Source organism: Candidatus Nitronereus thalassa (assembly GCF_032191465.1).
Lineage (GTDB): Bacteria > Nitrospirota > Nitrospiria > Nitrospirales > UBA8639 > Nitronereus > Nitronereus thalassa.
In genome coordinates this window covers 1,515,384-1,534,212 of sequence record NZ_JAQOUE010000001.1, presented here as the reverse complement: position 1 = coordinate 1,534,212, position 18,829 = coordinate 1,515,384, and the positions used below count along the sequence as shown (strand labels likewise).

17 protein-coding genes are annotated in these 18,829 nt (G+C 49.0%); 13 read left to right on the top strand and 4 right to left on the bottom strand.

The genetic code is table 11. From position 1 onward, the window contains the following. Positions 1-36: 36 nt before the first annotated feature. Positions 37-342 (top strand): Rieske (2Fe-2S) protein, encoded by a 306-nt coding sequence (locus PPG34_RS06910; protein WP_313832434.1) that lies wholly within the window; start codon positions 37-39, stop codon positions 340-342. 105 nt (positions 343-447) lie between these two features. Here the strand turns inward: PPG34_RS06910 and PPG34_RS06905 are convergent, their stop codons facing one another. Next, positions 448-2,406, bottom strand: a complete 1,959-nt coding sequence (locus PPG34_RS06905) for a hybrid sensor histidine kinase/response regulator (RefSeq protein ID WP_313832433.1) — start codon at positions 2,404-2,406, stop codon at positions 448-450. A gap of 35 nt (positions 2,407-2,441) precedes the next feature. Next, entirely contained in the window at positions 2,442-2,894 is a 453-nt protein-coding gene (locus PPG34_RS06900) for a response regulator (RefSeq protein ID WP_313832432.1), read from the bottom strand. Between the two features lie 350 nt (positions 2,895-3,244). Between PPG34_RS06900 and lipA the strand changes: the two genes are divergently transcribed. The 7 genes from lipA (at position 3,245) to amrB (ending at position 11,801) form a co-directional block, all read left to right on the top strand. Beyond that, the gene (gene lipA / locus PPG34_RS06895; protein ID WP_313832431.1) at positions 3,245-4,159 is read left to right on the top strand and encodes a lipoyl synthase; all 915 of its coding nucleotides are present in this window, start codon (positions 3,245-3,247) and stop codon (positions 4,157-4,159) included. A 95-nt stretch (positions 4,160-4,254) separates the two neighbouring features. Beyond that, the gene (locus tag PPG34_RS06890) at positions 4,255-6,387 is read left to right on the top strand and encodes an ABC transporter substrate-binding protein (RefSeq protein WP_313832430.1); all 2,133 of its coding nucleotides are present in this window, start codon (positions 4,255-4,257) and stop codon (positions 6,385-6,387) included. Positions 6,388-6,423: 36 nt separating this feature from the next. Beyond that, on the top strand, positions 6,424-7,401 hold the full coding sequence (locus PPG34_RS06885; RefSeq protein WP_313832429.1) for an ABC transporter permease: 978 nt from the start codon (positions 6,424-6,426) through the stop codon (positions 7,399-7,401). 28 nt (positions 7,402-7,429) lie between these two features. Next, positions 7,430-8,404: an ABC transporter permease gene (locus PPG34_RS06880; protein WP_420888087.1), complete on the top strand. Its 975-nt coding sequence runs from the start codon at positions 7,430-7,432 to the stop codon at positions 8,402-8,404. A 3-nt stretch (positions 8,405-8,407) separates the two neighbouring features. Continuing rightward, on the top strand, positions 8,408-9,406 hold the full coding sequence (locus PPG34_RS06875; protein WP_313832426.1) for an ABC transporter ATP-binding protein: 999 nt from the start codon (positions 8,408-8,410) through the stop codon (positions 9,404-9,406). Continuing rightward, positions 9,406-10,401 (top strand): ABC transporter ATP-binding protein, encoded by a 996-nt coding sequence (locus tag PPG34_RS06870; RefSeq protein ID WP_313834274.1) that lies wholly within the window; start codon positions 9,406-9,408, stop codon positions 10,399-10,401. Before PPG34_RS06875 ends, PPG34_RS06870 begins: the two co-directional genes overlap by 1 nt. A 149-nt stretch (positions 10,402-10,550) precedes the next feature. Beyond that, positions 10,551-11,801, top strand: a complete 1,251-nt coding sequence (gene amrB, locus PPG34_RS06865) for an AmmeMemoRadiSam system protein B (RefSeq protein ID WP_313832425.1) — start codon at positions 10,551-10,553, stop codon at positions 11,799-11,801. 85 nt (positions 11,802-11,886) lie between these two features. Here amrB and PPG34_RS06860 read toward each other — a convergent pair whose 3' ends face one another. Then, entirely contained in the window at positions 11,887-12,417 is a 531-nt protein-coding gene (locus tag PPG34_RS06860; protein ID WP_313832424.1) for a peptidylprolyl isomerase, read from the bottom strand. Between the two features lie 218 nt (positions 12,418-12,635). Beyond that, on the bottom strand, positions 12,636-13,970 hold the full coding sequence (locus PPG34_RS06855; protein WP_313832423.1) for an MFS transporter: 1,335 nt from the start codon (positions 13,968-13,970) through the stop codon (positions 12,636-12,638). A 146-nt stretch (positions 13,971-14,116) separates the two neighbouring features. Here PPG34_RS06855 and PPG34_RS06850 point away from each other — a divergent pair, with 146 nt between their 5' ends. The 5 genes from PPG34_RS06850 (at position 14,117) to scpB (ending at position 18,746) form a co-directional block, all read left to right on the top strand. Continuing rightward, positions 14,117-14,905 (top strand): hypothetical protein, encoded by a 789-nt coding sequence (locus PPG34_RS06850; protein WP_313832422.1) that lies wholly within the window; start codon positions 14,117-14,119, stop codon positions 14,903-14,905. Positions 14,906-15,066: 161 nt separating this feature from the next. After that, positions 15,067-15,720: a peroxiredoxin gene (locus tag PPG34_RS06845; RefSeq protein ID WP_313832421.1), complete on the top strand. Its 654-nt coding sequence runs from the start codon at positions 15,067-15,069 to the stop codon at positions 15,718-15,720. Between the two features lie 320 nt (positions 15,721-16,040). Next, positions 16,041-17,021 carry a pentapeptide repeat-containing protein gene (locus tag PPG34_RS06840; protein ID WP_313832420.1) on the top strand — a complete coding sequence of 327 codons (981 nt, stop codon included), beginning with the start codon at positions 16,041-16,043 and terminating at the stop codon, positions 17,019-17,021. 116 nt (positions 17,022-17,137) lie between these two features. After that, on the top strand, positions 17,138-17,959 hold the full coding sequence (locus tag PPG34_RS06835; RefSeq protein ID WP_313832419.1) for a segregation and condensation protein A: 822 nt from the start codon (positions 17,138-17,140) through the stop codon (positions 17,957-17,959). After that, complete coding sequence (gene scpB, locus PPG34_RS06830; protein ID WP_313832418.1) at positions 17,946-18,746, top strand: SMC-Scp complex subunit ScpB; 801 nt, start codon at positions 17,946-17,948, stop codon at positions 18,744-18,746. Before PPG34_RS06835 ends, scpB begins: the two co-directional genes overlap by 14 nt. Positions 18,747-18,829 lie beyond the last annotated feature (83 nt).

The following is an 18,829-nucleotide window of genomic DNA, read 5'->3' as shown; positions in this document are numbered from 1 at the left end:
TTATCATTGCCAATACTCTGATACGAGGAGGTTCAGATGTCGGAACAGGTAACTGTGGCGAACACCAATGAAGTCGCCCCGGGGACGGGAATTGTGGCTGAAGTAAACGGAAAAAGTCTGGCGGTGTTCAATGTCGATGGCACCTTTCATGTCATCGATAATACATGTGTCCATCGAGGGGGGCCGTTAGGTGAGGGTGATCTTGAAGGGGAGGTAGTAACCTGCCCCTGGCATAATTGGGAATTCAATGTGAAGACCGGTGTGTCGGTCAATAATCCTTCTGCTTGTGTGGCGACTTATCCGGTGGTTATCGAGGGGACTGAAGTGAAAGTTTCTTTGTAGGGGTGTGAGGGGAAATCCTCATGTGTGAAGGGTGACTTGAGAGAGGAGCCAATGTGGGATAAGGGTCCCTCTTCGAAGAAAAAAGTTTTTCCAACGGATTACTGATCACTCTTCACGTTTGGACAACACTTGATACAGGCTTTCACTTAATTCGTCCAAACGAAACGGTTTGGCCACCATGCCTTGAAACCCATAGGAATGAAAATGGGAGAGAACGGGGTCATTGGAGTATCCACTGGAGACAATGGCCTTTACCTGTGGGTCGAGAAGCCGCAGTCGTTGGATCGTATCTTTTCCGCCCAGTCCTCCGGGTATCGTCAAATCAAGAATCACGGCTAGAAATGGTTGCCCCAACTCTTGGGCTTTCACGTAGCGCTCAACGGCTTCTTCGCCATTTTGCGTGACTTCCACTGTATATCCTAAGTGCATCAGCATTTGTTCAAGAAGCAAGCGGATGGCTTCTTCGTCGTCCATAACCAAGATTTTTCCTTGTCCTAGGCGGAGGGCAGAGGTGGGTGGGGACGGTGTTGTGGCGCGTACCGATGAGGCTGGTAGATAAATCGTGAATGCGGTTCCCTGGCCTACCGTAGATGCAACCTCCATGTGACCATTGTGACTCGTAAAGATGGAGTAGGTCGTCGCCAATCCCAATCCACTTCCATAAGACTTGGTCGTAAAATAGGGATCAAAAATGCGTGAAAGATTTTCATGAGGAATTCCGCATCCTGAATCTTTGATCCGAATTCGGACATGAGGATGGTTTTCTAATGGCAGGCCTGGAGTATTCTGTCGTTCAGTGGTGGGGAAATTTGCTGCTTCAATTTCCAAGGTTCCGCCTTGGGGCATGGCTTGCTGTGCGTTCAAAATCAAATTGTGAAACGCCTGATTGAGTTGGCTTTCATCGGCAAAGAGGTCCCAGAGATCATTGGGAAACCGAAACGCACTTTGAATGCGGCCTCCCCGCAAAATGAGTTGTGTTGCATTTTCCAGAATGGGAACCAGGCGGACAGGCTTTTTGACCGGTTGCCCACCCTTGGCAAACGTCAGGAGTTGTTGAGTGAGGCCTTTGGCGAGCAAGGACGCTTTTTCCGCTTCGAGTAATTGCGAAAAGGCTCTTGTTTCAGGGGAAAGGGATAATTTCGCCAGCGAAATATTTCCCAAAATTGACATGAGGAGATTGTTGAAGTCGTGGGCGATCCCACCGGCCAAGGTGCCCACAGATTCTAGCTTGCTGGCCTTCTGGAGTTCATGTTCAATTTTAATGCGTTCGGACATGTCACGGATGACCACGACCGCGCCTAACACGGCTCCATTCTGATGACAGATGGGCGAGGCACTACACATGACCATAGTTTCCGTGCCATTTCTACTGATCAGGCGACGATAGTATAGGGGTTTCATCACTTGCCCGTGGGCGAGTACCGTTTTGACAAGAGGATCTTCCTGTTCTGGGTGATCGGGGTGGACTAATTCAAAGACCTCGTCAATCGGACGGCCCAGGACCTGGGTCAAATCATGGCCGACGAGATGAAGGGCTACAGGATTGATCGAGTAGACGATCCCGTGGATGTCGGTCGTGATGACACCGTCCGCAATGCAGGCGAGGGTGACCAAGGATCGTTCTTGTTCTGCCGCCAGGGCCTCCTCAGCTTGGGTGAGTCGTTGCTCTTGTTCAAGTTTCTGAATATTGTGGAGGACGACTGACGGAAGGAGTTCGAGTGCTTTATCGTCTTTGGTAATGTAGTCCCGAGCTCCGCTTTTGAGCATTTTGACCGCAAGAAGCTCATCCCCATACCCCGTGACGACGATGAACGGTATGGCTGGATGTTGTGTTTTGACTGCCTGGATCAACTCGTCGCCTTGCATATCCGGAAGATGCAGGTCGAGGAGCATCAACGTGACGCGCTGGGTGGACAATTGTTGAAGTGCTTCTGCCCCCGTTGTCGCGACCAGTGAATCAAAACCGTCACGGTGTAAATAGCGTTGAATAAGACGGCATAACGCAGGATCATCGTCAACGATGAGGATTGTATGGCTAGAGCCTGATGCCTTCATGGCAAGCATGCGAAGGGACAATGAATGGACGAAAATGTTCCCAATTAGGAATATAAATAATTGTCAGGATGCAATTGGCGTAATACGTGCCGCAAATCATTGATCTCCACAGGCTTTTTCAGATGGTGCGTACATCCTAGGGCTTGGAAGGATTCGAGCTCGTGTGAATCATCGGTGGTCGAGACGATAGTCAGGGGTAGTGCCTTTAAAATACGATGATTTTGTATTTGCCTCAGGACTTCCTGTCCACTCATCTTTGGCATGCGACCATCTAAAAACAGAATGTGGGGATTTTGTGGTACCGAGGTGATACTTTTACTCACTTTCAGCAAAAAGTCCAGGGTTTCTTGTCCATCTCGAAATCGGTGGCACGTCTCCGCAATCTCGCATCGTTGTAAATTTCGTTCGATTAACGATGCATGTCCATCGTCGTCTTCTGCAATCAGAACCACCAGGGATAGTGCGGATTGATCCTGTTGAGGGGGGGCGGATTTCATGTTCTGTGTGAGCACCTCTAGGCCGCTACCTTCATGAAAATAAAAAAAGCCATGCTTTTGATTTTATTATTGAACGTGAGAATAAATTCAGCGAAGTTCCACCTAGTGGTTTCTCTGTGCAGGTGAACGGTAGCAGAGGTTCTAAAAAATGTAAATCGGTATATTTAAACCCGCCAATAAAGAATTCTTTAAAGCAAATTTCTTCTGAGTCGGATTAATAGGAAAATCACGGTGATTTTTGAGTAACGACCGTTTTTTTCCGGTGTTGTGGTTCTTTTTCACCTTTAGCATAATGCCAAGGGTTCCGTTCGGTAACAATGGAGTCATTTTTCTTAACTAGGATTACGAATATGAATCTAGTCCCCATTGCAACGATTAAACATCGAAACGACCAAGGGCCTCTCGATGGAGCCAAGAAACGATTGCCCTCCTGGTTTAAAGTGAAGCTTCAGCCGGGAAGGCATTATCAGGAAATGCGGCGTCTGGTGGAGGCTCATGGACTTCACACGATTTGTGAGGAAGCGCGATGTCCCAATATCTGGGAATGTTGGAATCATCGGACGGCTACCTTTTTATTGCTAGGCGATATCTGTACGCGCCGCTGTCATTACTGTTCTGTGGAAACAGGAAAGCCGGGTGCGGTCGATACCCAGGAACCCGATCGGGTGGCCAAAGCCGTGCAGGCGCTACAGTTGCGTCATGCCGTGCTAACATCAGTGAATCGGGACGACCTGGAAGATGGTGGGGCATCGATTTTTGCAGAGACGGTTTATGCCATTCGTCATGTTATTCCAACCTGTAAGGTCGAAGTCTTAATCCCGGATTTTCAAGGAAGTGAAGGGGCCCTCGCTCGCATGATGGAGGCGGCGCCAGATATTTTGAATCATAATGTCGAAACGGTACCTCGACTATTTCCTTCAGTACGGCCTCAAGGGAAATACCCCCGTTCCCTAGAGTTACTCCATCGAGCCAAAGCTTATGGGGGTAAGACGAAGTCTGGATTGATGGTCGGCATGGGAGAAACGCCGGAGGAAATTCACGGAGTACTCCGGGATTTGCGGTCGGTGGAGTGTGATATCGTGTCCATTGGTCAGTACCTTCAGCCCACCAAAGACCACAGAGCAGTTGATCGGTATTACACCCCCCAAGAGTTCGATGAATGGAAACAAGTGGGACTCCGTTTGGGGTTCCGACATGTCGAATCCGGGCCACTGGTGCGTAGTTCCTACCATGCAGAGCAACAAGTCGAAGGCATGGCCTTGTAAGGGAGGGCCTTTCATGGTTCGACTTAATCGTGCATAAAGCCTATAATTAAGCAGCCAAACATTTTCTCGACAAAAAGTTTTTCTCTGCCGTCCTCATGCGCCTTAAACGCTGGCTCCTTCTTGCCCCACTTCTCTTAACGATTTTCCTGCTGCAATCCTATTTTTGGGTACCCACGTACGAAAATCAGGCGACTGGCAACCCCAAGCGTCTCGTGACCTACATTGAAGGGTCTTCCGGGGATGCTAAAATCCTCAATCCCATCTTAAACGCCGATTCGTCGAGTTCCACAATCGTCGGATACGTATTTGAGGGCCTACTGGATTTAGATGAAAATTTGAACTTGCGCGGTCGTTTGGCCACAGATTGGACGATCTCCGAAAAAGCTTATTTATTGGTCAGTCCCTCAAACCGATTCCCGGACGGTACCGAAGTCACGGGTAGTGAGTTATTGACACGCATTCAAGCCGCCCTCAATCAGAAATCCTTTTCCGGACTCGCCCGCAATATCAAATCCCTAGAAGTGCTAACGCCAACCATTCGAACTCAAATGGTATCCATTCAAGAAACCGGAGAAGATGGAAAATCCAAACGTGGGGAAGTTGAGGTGACATTCCGTGTTCCGGAACGTGTGGCTTTTTCCTTGCGAGAGGTGGATCAAGACTTTTTCAAGAAGCTGGTGCCAGTCATTGGGGATCGCTATTTGGAGAACTTTCCCTATGAGCAGTTTATCGAGGTTCCTGATGGGACATCTCCTGATGCGAGAACACAGGTCTTTGATCAGTTACCTGTCTTCTTTCCCGTGGCCGAGCACAATCCCATTATCGATTTTCGCTTGCGAAAAGGCGTCAGGTTTCATGATGGTCATGAGTTTGATGCGGGTGATGTGAAGTTTACCTATGAGTCCATCATGAACCCCAAAAACCTTTCACCTCGTACTTCGGATTTTGAACCCATAAAGATGGTGCAGGTGCTCAATCCCCAGACTGTACGCGTGGTGTATAAGCGACTTTTTTCTCCGGCGATTAATGCGTGGACTATGGGGGTCCTTCCGGAGCACTTGCTTAATCAAGAAGCGATGAATGTGGAAATGGAGCGACGAAACCTTTCCGAGGCTGCTCGAAAGACATTCGGAATGCGTGCCAGCCAATTTAACCGCGCCCCAATCGGTAGCGGGCGATTTCGATTCGTCGAATGGCAGGGTGATGAATTTATCCATCTGACGCGAAATGAAGATTATTGGGAAGGTCCTGCGGAATATCATGATTACTACATGAGAATTATTCCGGATCTCTTGACCCAGGAAATGGAATTCCGAGCCGGAGCGGTTGATTATTATGGCGCGCAACCGCATCAAGTCGCGCGGTACAAGGAAGACTCAACCTATCAATCATTTTCCAGTCTAGGATTTGGCTATACCTATATTGGCTATAACAATCGTCGTCCTTTGTTTGCCGATCCGGTCGTTCGCCGGGCCCTGGGTATGGCCATAAATGTTGAAGATTTTATCAAGTACCTCTTGTATGGCGAAGGCGAACAAATTACAGGTCCTTATCCCAAAAATACGCAGTGGTATGACCACACCATTGCTCCCTTGCCCTATGATCCCGAAGGTGCCAAGAAGTTGCTTGAAGAAAAGGGTTGGCGTCTCAATGCTGATGGGTGGTTGGAAAAGGATGGAAAAATTTTTGAGTTTAATCTCATTACCAACAGCGGTAATCCGATTCGAAAGAACGTGATGACCATTGCACAGAATGCCTGGAAAAAAATCGGCGTGAAGTGCAACACGCAATATTTTGAATGGGCCGTTTTTTTGAAAGATTTTGTGAATGCCGGGGCTTTCGATGCGGTCGTCTTGGGGTGGAGCATGGGCATCGATCCGGATTTGTATCAACTCTGGCACTCCAGTCAGGCTGGGCCCCAGCAACTCAATTTTATCGGATATAAGAACCGCAAGGCGGACAATCTCATTGTCCGCATTCGCCAAGAATATGACGTCGAGGTCCAACGTAAACTGGCACATCGCCTCCATCGACTTATTGCCAAGGAGCAACCGTACACGTTTCTCTATGCGCCATTAGGGACACGGGTGTTGGATAAGAAGATCGTATTGGTGCATAGAGAAAAAGATGGGTCTGAGCGATATGAAAAAATCTATCCCACGGCGAGCGGGGAAATTGGATTTTATTTTCATCAATGGCGAAAGCTTGAGTTCACTCCGGATTTTTAATGGGAAGGGGTTTTTAGCCAAGGTCCAGGTTAGGTCATGCAAGCCTTTATCATTCGGAATATTCTTCAGCGGCTTCTTTTGGTGTTTATTGTTTCCGTACTGGCGCATTCTGTGATTCATCTTGCTCCTGGCGAACCCAGCGAAGTGGATCCAGCCAATCCCAGGATGAAGCCAGAAGATATCGCCAAAATTCGAGCGGCGTTTCATCTCGATGATCCGTTGCATGTGCAATATGCCTATTGGATACGGGATTTATTTTCCGGGGAACTGAAATCTTTCAAGGATAGCCAACCCGTCTTAGGAAAAATTTGGCGAAGGTTTCTGAATTCTCTTCCATTGTTTATTTGTGCCACGTTGTTAGTCTGGACGCTAGCTTTTCCCACGGGAATCCAGGCTGCCGTTTATCGCGGGGCGGTGTTCGACCGCTCGACCACCTTTATCGCCTACACGCTGATTTCCGTGCCGGGCTTCTTTTTATCCTACATTGTGATCCTGTGGGTCGTGGATATGTTTGGTGTGCCGGTCATTGGATTGAAAACCTTTGGTATGGAGAATGCTGAACCGTTATTTCAATCCATGGATCGCATTTGGCACTTGGTGATTCCCTCGCTCATGTCTGCCATCGGAGGTATGGCCATTCTTTCTCGATATGTCCGGTCTCAAATGCTGGAAGTGATTGGACAGGACTACGTGCGAACAGCTCGGGCAAAAGGCGCGGAAGAAGACACCGTGATTTATCACCATGCCTTGCGAAATGCCTTGCTGCCGTTTGTGACGATGTTTGGATTTTTGCTTCCAGGTCTGATTGGTGGTTCAGTGATATTTGAACAGATTTTCGCCTGGCCTGGTTTGGGGCGATTGGGTTATGAGGCGATATTAGCGAGAGATTTTCCCGTCATTCTCACCTTGAACTTTATCGCGGCTGTGTTAACGCTGGCTGGAACGTTACTTTCGGATATTTTATATGCGGTCGTTGATCCCAGAATTAGAACTGGGCTTCAAGGAGACGCCTAGATTAGGTAAAAACGTTCGAATGGCTAACGTGCAAACCATAGCTGACCCAACTAAGTTTCGTGGCGAAGAACTTCCTGAGTCCGAAACGCCATGGCAAGAATCCCTCCGGATATTCAAGAAAGATCGGCTTGCGGTGATGGGAGCCTATGTCTTGGGATTGCTGCTCATCACGGCTTTTTTAGGCAAAGCCCTCACCGAATGGGTGGTGGTGTTTGATCCGGAAGTCGTTCGGCTCCCAGAGAAATTCTTGCCGCCGTTGTCTTTCTCTACTGCCGAAGAAGTCCCAACACAAGATCGGCCCCTGGGTAGCATCTATTTGTTAGGTACTGATGAATTGGGTCGTGACGTCTTCGCGCGAATGTTGCAAGGATCGTTCGTCTCCTTGTCCATCGGCTTTATTGCCGTGGGAATTTCCTTGGTTATCGGCATTGCCTTAGGAGGACTTTCCGGGTTTTATGGAAATCTGAAGTTAGGCATGGTTACCGTGGATACGCTGATCATGCGCTTCACGGATGTGATGTTATGCTTTCCGACGTTTTTCTTGATCCTGACGGTGGTGGCCCTGTTACCGCCAAGTATCTACAACATCATGATCGTGATTGGGCTAACCAGTTGGATGGGCATGGCGCGCTTTGTCCGCGCTGAATTTCTTTCTTTAAGAAAACAAGATTTTGTGGTGGCGGCCACCTCTATCGGCGCTCCAGAAAACCGCGTGATTTTTCTGCACATGGTCCCCAACGCCATTGCGCCGGTGCTGGTCTCGGCGACCATAGGCGTGGCTACGGCGATCCTCACGGAGTCAGGCTTAAGTTTTCTTGGATTCGGGGTGCAACCACCTTATGCCACGTGGGGGAATATCCTAGCGGATGGAAAAGGGTTTATCTTCGATGCACCATGGTTGTTCTTTATTCCCGGTTTAGCGATCTTGATCGTGGTGCTGGCCTTTAATCTAGTTGGCGAAGGCCTTCGAGAAGCACTTAACCCGAAATTGCGGAGACGATAGCACGTGAACTCGCCGAACCATCATCTTCTTGATGTGTCCAACCTCTATACTTCCTTCTTTTCGGATAAGGGTGAAATTCAAGCGGTGGAGGATGTGAATTTTGTGATTAATCCTGGACAAACGTTGGCCTTGGTTGGTGAGTCGGGGTGCGGGAAATCTGTAACCGCCTTGTCCATCATGCAGTTGTTGGATTACCCGGGAAGAGTGGTTAGCGGAAAGATTGTGTTTAAAGGGCGGGACCTCTTGCCTTTGCCAAATAGTGAAATGCGCAAAGTTCGCGGCAACCAAATCGGCATGGTGTTTCAGGAACCTATGACGTCGTTGAATCCCGTATTCACCGTCGGCGATCAAATCGGAGAAGTGCTGGAAATTCATACCACGTTGTCGAAACAAGAAGTCAGGAAAGAGGTTATTCGGCTATTGGAAAAAGTGCATATTCCTTCCCCGGAAAAACGGATCGATCAATATCCGCATGAAATGTCCGGCGGCATGAAACAGCGGGTGATGATTGCCATGGCCTTAGCCTGCAAGCCTGATCTTCTGATTGCCGATGAGCCGACCACGGCGCTGGACGTGACAATTCAGGCGCAAATCTTGGAGCTGTTGAAAGAATTGCAAAAAGAAATGGGCATGGCGATTTTACTCATCACGCATAATTTGGGTGTGGTCGCGCAGTTCGCGCAAGACATTATTGTGATGTACGCCAGCCGTATCGTCGAACGGGCGAGTGTGGAAAAGCTGTTTGCCAATCCCTCGCATCCGTATACACGGGCGTTGCTGCGATCCTTGCCGAAACCTGGCTTGCGAGAAACGCGTCTCGAATCGATTCCGGGAACCGTGCCGTCGCCCTTGGTGTATCCAAAGGGGTGTCACTTCTCAACACGATGTCCGGAAGTTTTAGATTGTTGCGCAGATGAAGAACCGCCGCTCATTGAAATCGAACCGGGTCACGAATCGGTGTGTTGGCTCCATCAACCTGAACGAGCTGGAAAACCCTTGTGATGGATTCTGGAGTTTCCAAGGGCACACCTCTTTTGGAGGTCAATCACCTCAAAAAGTATTTTCCCGTGCGGAGCGGTCTTTTCTCCAAGGTGACAGCCTCGGTGAAGGCCGTGGATGATGTCACCTTTGACATCATGCCGGGGGAAACTTTTGGTTTGGTTGGGGAATCAGGCTGTGGCAAAACCACGGTAGGCCGGACCATTTTGAGACTGATGGAGCCATCAGACGGTGAAGCGATTTTCGAAGGGGACAATATTTTCGCGATGGACTCGAAAACCCTGCGGGCCACGCGCCGTCGAATGCAGATCATTTTCCAAGATCCCTATAGCTCATTGAACCCTCGGATGACGGTAGGATCGATTGTGGGTGAACCCCTGTTGGTGCATAAATTGGCCAAGGGCCAAGAGCTTACCGATCGGGTGCATCAATTGTTAACCCGTGTTGGATTGAGGCCGGACCATTACGCCAGGTATCCGCACGAATTTTCCGGAGGGCAGCGGCAGCGCATAGGGATTGCCAGAGCCTTGGCGTTGAATCCAAAATTTATTGTGTGTGATGAAGCGGTTTCAGCATTGGATGTGTCGATTCAAGCGCAGATAATTAATTTGTTGAAAGATTTGCAGGAGGAATTTCATCTCTCCTATTTATTCATCACGCACGATTTGAACGTGGTGCAATACATCGCGAGCCGTATTGCTGTCATGTATTTGGGAAAGCTGGCGGAAGTGGCGCCTTCTGAAACTTTGTTTGCGAATGCCAAACATCCCTATACGCAGGCCTTGCTTTCCGCGAATCCCTTGCCAGATCCCACTCAAAAACACGAGCGTATCTTGCTGCCTGGAGATGTGCCAACTCCGCTTAATCCTCCATCTGGATGTCGGTTTCACACGAGATGCCCCCAAGTCATGGAGCATTGCAAAACCATGGAACCACCCCTCATTCATATTGGGAAGCCGGAAGATGGTCATAAGGTCTGGTGCCACCTCTATTCGTGAAGTGCGATCCGTAAAATATACCCCTTTCCCAGCGCCTCACGTCTCTACCTCTTCCTTGCAGCCTCAATACCGCGATTCGTATAATCAATTTCTCCAAAACAGAGATCATCAATTCTACGTAATCGATTCCTTTAGAAGCAGGGGTATTCATGGCCGAACCAGTGAAAGATCCGAAAATGTATCCAGCCCTTCGCAATATTCAATATTCGCCAATGAAGCAGGGCGAAGAGCAATACATCGTGCTTTGGGACCCCTCGGGGCTGAGTTCGGAAAAACTTATCATTCCGCTCAATTTATTTTTTCTCTTTCAATTCTTGGATGGTGAACATTCTCTGGAACAGGTTGGTGTCGAATACCTAAAAAAATACGGTGACTTTTTGATGCCGGATAAACTGGATCAACTGATTGCCGACCTCGATCAAAAACTCTTTCTTGAAGGGGAGCGCTATGAGGCCGCCAAGGCCGCTGCGCTCAAAGCCTATCGCGAAGCGCCGACCCGAACTCCCCAGTTTGCAGGCAAGAGCTATGAAGAAGACCCGGAAAAGTTGCGCGAACAAATTGCTGAATTCTTTGCCTCGAAAGAAGGGCCGGGTTCCAAGCCGTCGGAAAATCAGGGAAAGCTCATTAAAGGATTAGTCGCCCCGAATTTTGAATTAAAAAAGGCCGGCCCTCTTTATGCCTGGGCCTACAAAGAACTGAAGGAAGCGGAATCACCTGATGTCTTTGTTGTCATCGGCATCGGCCACGCGGGATTGGATGAGCCCGTGGCCGTTACGGATAAAGCGTTTGAGACTCCATTGGGAGTTGTGCCGGTGAATCGTCCCATATTGGATCATCTTAAATCCAAAGGCGGGCCTGAACTCTTTGCCGAGGAAATTCGGCATCAACAGGAACAAAGCATCGAATTTCAATTACCGTTTCTTCAAGAGACGGTAGGAAAAGAAAAGTCCATCTCCATTGTACCGATCTTATCGTCTTTTCCTCCCATTACCTTTCTTGACCCGGAATTGAAAGACTTCGTTGCGAAAATCAATCAATTTGTGTCGCTGTTAAAAGAGGCAATTGTGTCTTCTGGACAAAACGTCTGCATCATCGCCAGCGCAAATCTCGCACATATCGGTTTACGCTATGGCGATAATACGGCCCCCACCGACTTCTCCTTCCATCGGTGTATGCAAACCGACCTTGAAATGCTCAAGCATGTCGAAAATATTGATGCCCAAAGCTTTGCCCAATTTCTCATCACCGAACAGGACAAGCGCCACGTTCTGGGCTTTTCAGCCATCTATCTCTTGTTGAAACTCATTGAAGCCGAAAAAGGCGAAGTCCTCCGCTACGACCGAGAAATCGTCGATCAATTCAACTCTACTATCACGTATGCCAGCGCCGCGTTCTTTTGAGTAGACTTTCTGGAAGTTGGAATTTGGGGTGCTTTTACTCAACGGTTGAGTAGGCGGGAATAATTCTTACCATTTTCTCGGGACTTTATTCTGCGACCTCTTTGATCTTCATCACGACGGGCTCAAGGGGGTTATCCCGTTCATCGCAGGGTATGGCTACGATTTTGTCCACTACATCCATGCCTTTCATGACCTTACCGAATGCCGAATAAGTTCGGTCAAGGCTGCTGTTATCCTGCACGCAAATGAAAAATTGTGAACCGTTATCCGTGACGTCTCGTGTCCGGTCCTCATTTCGAGGCATCTTAGCCATGGAGACCGTGCCGCGCCGGTGGGGTTGATCGCTGGGCTCGGGGTTCAAACTAAATCCTGGTCCGCCCTGGCCATGCAGGCTGCGGTCGGTTTCTTTGCTAAGGGGATCGCCCCCTTGAATGATGAACCCAGGAATCACACGGTGAAAGGTCGTGCCATCATAAAATCCGATTTTGGCAAGGTTCAGAAAGTTTTCGACATGGCGCGGGGCCACATCCGTAAAAAAACGGATGGTGATGTCTCCGAACTTGGTCGAGATGACGACTTTTGGATTTTTTTTCTTGAAGGCAATGGTTTCGCTCATCCGAGCGAATGTAGCAAGCGAGACCTGAGGCCATCAACTACCTTGTCCCACTATACAATGAAGTCCCAGGGACCTTGAGGGTCGCGCACAGGTAAAAATGGTTTTGGGTCTTTTTGGCAAAACAAAAGAGCATATCCCGAGCCAGCCACGAAGGAACCTCCTCGGCGGGGGCAAAACCCTGGTTAGATAAATAATTTCCCTACAAATTTTATTGCCATTTATTCTCTCAACCCATCCCCCGGCCGAATCTTTAGCCATGCCAATGCACCGATGAGGGCCAAAGCTGCGGCAACGCCGAGGGAAACAGTCCAGCCATATTGATTGGCGATCCATGGCGTGAATGTAGGGGAAAGAGTCCCGCCGAGATTAGCTCCAGTGTTCATGAGTCCGGATAAAGTCCCGGCATGTGACTTGGAGAGGTCGACGGGGGTGCTCCAGAACGCGCCAATAGTGAAATAGAGCCAACCCGCACCGAGTGATAAAAAGGCGATAGCGATGAACGGTGTATCAATGAGCGCTCCAAGAATAATTGAAAGCGCCGCTAGAGTCATGCCGGTGATTCCAATCCATGACCGTCCTTTATTTAATCCAAATCGCTGAGACAGTTGATCTGTGAACCATCCGCCAAGTGGGCAAAAGATGGTCATGGCAATGAACGGGCTCGAGGCGAAAACCGCACCCCGCAACACGCTAAAGCCTCGTGCCTCCACCAAGTACAAGTAAAACCACGACATGTATACATAGGCCACGTATCCAAAGCAGGTGTAGCTCAAGACCAGCCACCATACGGTGGGAGTTTTGGCAAAGATTTTCCACGGGATGGCTTGAGAGGGAGAAGGCGTGGGGTGCGAGGGCTCTTTGCCTTGGATGAGTGCGGCTTCCTGGGCATTGACCCATGGATGGTCTTGGGGGAAATCTGTGGCAAACCAATACCAGATGAGGGCAATGACGATGCCTATGGCACCGGCGAGATAAAAGGCGGTCTGCCAACCGTAGTTCACCATGATCCATGCGGTGATCGGTGGGGTGAGCGCGGAGCCGATTCCAATACCACTAATGGTGATAGCCATCCCGATTCCCCGTTCATGGGGGCCACACCAATTCGCCACCGCTCGGGTAAAATTTGGCAAAGCGGCGGCTTCGCCCATGCCAATCAAAAACCGGACGACGATCAACGATCCCCAAATCCCCAAGACTGCCGAGAGAAATGAAGCTGGTGCTAAAGCAGTAAGTGCTGTAAAGATTGACCACCAGATAACGGCCAGGGTGAGAATTTTTCGTGCTCCCCATCGATCACCCATCCATCCGCCGGGAATTTGAAACAAGGCATATCCAAATACGAAGGCCGAAAAAATTTGACCCATTTGAACATTGGTCAAACCCAGTGCAGGCATCATTTGTCGGGCGGTGATAGAAATATTGACACGATCGATATACGTAATAATGCTTATTAGGAGGAGAAGCGCTAAGATGATCCAACGAGCATTGGTCGGGGATTGTGAGGTGGGAATCGGTTCACGCATGATCTGTGCGAGGACTGTAAAGAGGTTCATCTAGAAATGCTAGATTCTTCCGCCCGTCGGATGAAAAAGGAGTCTCCTGTTGCAACTCTAGGCCGGTCCATGATAGATGGGACCCACTCGCCAGCCTATGTGTAGGTGATTTTTCCTAAGAAAAAATCTATTGAGGAGGGAGAGCGATGGCAGCGATAGCTAAAAAGAAACCGAAGGCCAAGGCCAAAAAGCCAAAAAAGGTTGGGGCAAAAGCCAAGGTCAGCAAAGGTGTGAAATCGGTTTCCAAGTCAACTAAAGCGAAGGCCGGAAAGACAAAATCAAAATTAGCCAAGCCAAAATCCAAAGCAACCGTGTCCAAACCTAAAGGCAAGGGAAAGAAAAAAGTGGCGAAAACCGGAGCCGCCAAGTCCGCGAAGGCCAAAGGGAGTAGTGCGAAAAAGTCCACGGCTGCCAAGAAATCATCGGGAAAAAAGAAGACCACTTCCAAATTAGCCAAAGGAAAGAATCCAGCAAAGACAACAAAGCCTTCAAAGGGCCGGCCAGCGCAACGATCGGGGAAAGAGATCAAGCCCGCGAAGGGGAAGACGTCCGCCAAGGAGAACCAAAAGAAATCCCCCAAGTCCAAAAAGGTGGGATTGCCCAAAGAGGTCTCCAAAGGTGCGGGCATTTCCAAAATGAAGCCGGGTGTCCTGGATGAACCTGTTCCTCAGAAGAAACCCGGGATGCCAAACCCCGTAGATCCAGGCACGCTGGAAGATGATTTAGTTGCTGGCATTGATGATTTGGCCGAGGATCTGACGCCAGACGATGATTTGGTGGTCGATCTTGAGGATGATGAAGATTTGTCTGGCGTCAGCGATGAGTTAGACGATGATTTAACCGAAGATTTAGCCGAAGAATTAGGGACGGAAAAATACTTCCGCGATTCCGATGTCGGCATCGATGATGATGACGGCATTATTCGTGGATGGTAGGAAGAAACAAACGTACCTTGTATCTCGTCGTTCGTATTTCGCAAAATGAATGATTACGAGATACTAGATACGAAATACAATCTTCATGATGGCTACGAGGTAGCGAATTGTTTTAATTGTGATCATTATGGAATTTGCTGTGTGTGATGAAGGAGGTATAGATGTCTGAACCAGGAAGTTTGCCACGGATAGGGGATCAAGCCCCGGATTTTCAAGCCGTGACCACGTTGGATAATAATTTAGGTTTTAGCGTGTGGCAAGAGCAGCACTGGGTAGTGTTGTTTTCTCATCCTGCGGATTTTACCCCGGTGTGTAGCACCGAACTAATGGAATTTGCCCGGCGGTACGATGAGTTCAAAAAAAAGAAAATTAAACTCATCGGAATCAGTGTCGATAGCATCCATTCCCATTTGGCGTGGCTGGAAAATATGAAGGAAAAAATGGGCGTGACCATTCCCTACCCGATGGTGGCCGACCCAGATATGCGAATTTCACAGCTGTATGGCATGATTCATCCTGGTGCCAGTACGACAGCCACAGTTCGAGCCTTGTTTATTATTGACCCCAAGCGCGTTATCCGTGCGCTGATTTACTATCCCATGAATGCCGGTCGCAATGTGGAAGAAGTGTTGCGATTGGTGACTGCGCTACAAACAGCAGATCAATATTCCTGCGCCACTCCGGTAAATTGGAAGGAAGGCGACAAGGTTGTTGCCCCGCCACCCAAGACGGTCGAGGAAGTCGCTGAACGGCTCAGCCATCCCGAACGGGAAGTCAAAGATTTCTACCTGACCCTGAAGGATCCCAAAGCCTGATCTCATTCACATCCCTGTGGGGGAATCATTTTGGTGAGCGTTGGAACGGCATATCCTCGGCTCATCTGGGGCGTGGTGCGTGGGTTAGTTTTCTTCCCGTCATCCGTTTAGTTGTATCTACAGATTGGTTTTTAGACCTCCACAAAGCTTCATGTGTTAGGTGGCATCACTTCATGCAATTTAGCGGTCGGACATCCTTCGTTAACAAAGAGTGGGCTTCTTGGCGGGTCGTGTGTGTGTGCCTACTGTGGACTTTGACCACAGCAATGGAAGGTGTTGCATGTCGCGTTGAACAGACCTTCGAGGGGAGTTCGCCAAGGATGGTGCGAATCTTGGTTGGCGATTGTTCTCCAGAGGAACGTGAAGCCTTAGCGGTTTTAGCGCACGATGTGTTGACTGCCCTTTTGAAAGGGCAGGGGGTAGAGTTGGAAGGTGTCGTGCTCAAAGGTGACCTGATGTTGGATGCTCTGCCTCTTGAGCCTCTTCCCAACCATTTTGAGAAATCTTCACTGGTCAAAGATCGATTTGCACGTGAAAAGTTGGAGGCTGTTCGTATCCTTCGTGGGCCCCTCATTTTTCGTGATGTGGAGGTACGGGGGATTCTCGCGACAAATTTAATCGACCGTGGATTTCTGATCGTGCAAAGTCCGGTTTCTATTACGGGAAGCACGTTTCGTCGGTCAGTAGATTTCTCGCGGTCCGTATTTCAAGAGTCCGTCGATTTTTCGGGAACCACAATTGAATTTGAAGGATTTTTTATTCAAGCCATGTTCCTGAATCTGGCCAACTTTACCCACACACAGTTTGGGACCCATTCACGCTTTCATAAAGCTGTGTTTGCGGACCAGGCGCTGTTTTCTGGCGCGACCTTTCTTGGACTCGCAGAATTTTTAGAAGTGGGGTGGCAGAAGAAGGCCGATTTTTCACATGCAAAATTTCAGCACGGCACGGGATTTTCCGGTAGCCAGTTTGAAGAGGTTCCGGATTTTTCCAACGCAACGTTTGAACGAGAAACCTTTTTCAGGTTTGCACAATTTAAACAAGGCGCCAATTTTCGAAGCGGGACCTTCCGCATGATCGCGGATTTTACTGAGGTAGGTTTTGGGGGGGATTCGAACTTTTCGCATGTGAATTTTCAAGAGCCTCCCCAATTCACAGATGAGGCCCTGGCGCGCAAATTTCGTTCCCAGCCTGCACTCATGGACCCTCAAATCCAAGCGGGTCTATTTGTCCTAGGAGGCCTCTTCCTGGTAGTTTTCTATTACCTGTTTAAAGCCAAAAATGGGAAAGTCCTGAAATGAGGGTGCAGCCACAATATATAGAAGTTCAGGTTGCCACTATCCACTAAAAGTGGTATACCATTCGACATTCTTTTCGCCTCTTTTTCCTACATTCTCCCTAAAGGAATAGCCAATTTATGGAACAAATGGAAATTCCGTATGAGGTCAAACTCGATGCCTTTACAGGTCCCCTCGATCTGTTGCTCCACCTCATTCGGAAACATGAAATCGATATTTATGATATTCCGGTTTCGCTGATCACCCAGCAATATTTGGAATATCTCCAGCTCATGAAAGAACTGAATCTATCCTTCGCTGGGGAATTTTTAGTCATGGCCGCGACCCTTATTCAAATTAAGTCAAGAATGTTGCTGCCCCAAGAGGCAGAAACCCCCATGGAAGAGGAAGAGGGAGAAGATCCGCGAAGCGAACTGGTGCGGCGGCTCGTTGAGTACCAGCAATTTAAAGATGTCGCGGGCGAGTTATCCGACCGGGAAAAATTCTGGCGAGACATGTTCCAACGCGAACCCATGGATGTACCCAAAATCCGCGAAGTGCTTATGGATGACGTCAGTATGTTCGACCTGTTGGGCGCGTTACAAGAAGTGTTAACTCGCACCGAAGCCCAAGTCGTGGTTGATATTACACCTGATACGTTGACGGTGCAGGATCGCATCAATGGGATTATCGAGCGGTTGGAAGACAATCCCACGATTACCTTTACCTCGTTATTTGATAATGCCACCACGCGATTGGTGGTCATTGTGACGTTCTTGGCTCTGCTGGAATTGGTGCGTATGAAATTGGTCAAAATCTTTCAGGGCGATTTGTTTGGCGCCATTCGCATCTCTCGGACCTTTTTGGCTGAGGTGGATGGGAATAAAACTGATGGACCAGGAGAATCCGATGGATTGGATTCACTGAATCATGGAGGGAATAATGGGAATGGATACCACTGAACAGGACCTCAAGATAGAAGCTGTGCCCGAGGATATGGTGGTCACGGAAGCCATGGGCTTAGTCCCTGAATCATCGTCATCCACAGACGAGGTTTCACCAGTTGGGAGCGACACCGAGACCGCTTCATTAGATGAGCAGGAATTAAAAGGCATTATTGAGTCCTTGCTCTATGTCTCCCATGAGCCGTTAACCGTGGATAAAATTACGACGGTGTTGGCTGGGCCTCCAAAGGTCGTCGTGCATAATGCCATACGTGCCTTGCAACAGGATTATGGTCAAGAGGGGAGAGGGTTGCACATTGTCGAAGTGGCTGGGGGATTTTCCATGGTCACGCGTCCAGATTGTTCGCCCTGGATTACACGACTTCAGAAAGTCAAAGCTTCCGCCAAGGTATCTCGTTCCGCAATGGAGACATTGGCAATTATTGCCTATAAGCAGCCGATCGTGCGCGCGGAAATCGAACAAATCCGTGGTGTAGAAACTTCCGGAGTGCTTCGCACCTTATTGGATCAAAAATTGATTCGCATGGTGGGACGAAAGGACATTCCCGGTCGGCCCATTATGTACGGGACGAGTAAAGTATTTCTTGAACGGTTTGGTCTGCGCGATCTCCGTGATCTTCCACCGCTTCGTGAGTTCAAAGATTTGGGACAAGGCGAAACTCCTGATCTATTCAGCGAAGATACCATGGCCATGCTGGATGAGGGTGACTCTGCGGAGGGCGAAGAAGATCTCCTGGAACAAGATGTCATTGAGGAACCTGCTGCGGTTCAAGAAGAAGCTTAGCGGTTTCGGATTTTTAGGAGTGAGCGAATATCGTCTTTTCCGTTCTTGCTATTTCGCGTGAACCCCTCCGGCGTTCTGCAGCG

Coding starts and splice junctions, on each gene's coding strand:
- PPG34_RS06910 (WP_313832434.1), top strand. CDS start 37: ATGTCGGAACAGGTAACTGTGGCGAACACCAATGAAGTCGCCCCGGGG.
- PPG34_RS06905 (WP_313832433.1), bottom strand. CDS start 2,406: ATGCTTGCCATGAAGGCATCAGGCTCTAGCCATACAATCCTCATCGTT.
- PPG34_RS06900 (WP_313832432.1), bottom strand. CDS start 2,894: ATGAAATCCGCCCCCCCTCAACAGGATCAATCCGCACTATCCCTGGTG.
- lipA (WP_313832431.1), top strand. CDS start 3,245: ATGAATCTAGTCCCCATTGCAACGATTAAACATCGAAACGACCAAGGG.
- PPG34_RS06890 (WP_313832430.1), top strand. CDS start 4,255: ATGCGCCTTAAACGCTGGCTCCTTCTTGCCCCACTTCTCTTAACGATT.
- PPG34_RS06885 (WP_313832429.1), top strand. CDS start 6,424: ATGCAAGCCTTTATCATTCGGAATATTCTTCAGCGGCTTCTTTTGGTG.
- PPG34_RS06870 (WP_313834274.1), top strand. CDS start 9,406: ATGGATTCTGGAGTTTCCAAGGGCACACCTCTTTTGGAGGTCAATCAC.
- amrB (WP_313832425.1), top strand. CDS start 10,551: ATGGCCGAACCAGTGAAAGATCCGAAAATGTATCCAGCCCTTCGCAAT.
- PPG34_RS06860 (WP_313832424.1), bottom strand. CDS start 12,417: ATGAGCGAAACCATTGCCTTCAAGAAAAAAAATCCAAAAGTCGTCATC.
- PPG34_RS06855 (WP_313832423.1), bottom strand. CDS start 13,970: ATGAACCTCTTTACAGTCCTCGCACAGATCATGCGTGAACCGATTCCC.
- PPG34_RS06850 (WP_313832422.1), top strand. CDS start 14,117: ATGGCAGCGATAGCTAAAAAGAAACCGAAGGCCAAGGCCAAAAAGCCA.
- PPG34_RS06845 (WP_313832421.1), top strand. CDS start 15,067: ATGTCTGAACCAGGAAGTTTGCCACGGATAGGGGATCAAGCCCCGGAT.
- PPG34_RS06840 (WP_313832420.1), top strand. CDS start 16,041: ATGGTGCGAATCTTGGTTGGCGATTGTTCTCCAGAGGAACGTGAAGCC.
- PPG34_RS06835 (WP_313832419.1), top strand. CDS start 17,138: ATGGAACAAATGGAAATTCCGTATGAGGTCAAACTCGATGCCTTTACA.
- scpB (WP_313832418.1), top strand. CDS start 17,946: ATGGATACCACTGAACAGGACCTCAAGATAGAAGCTGTGCCCGAGGAT.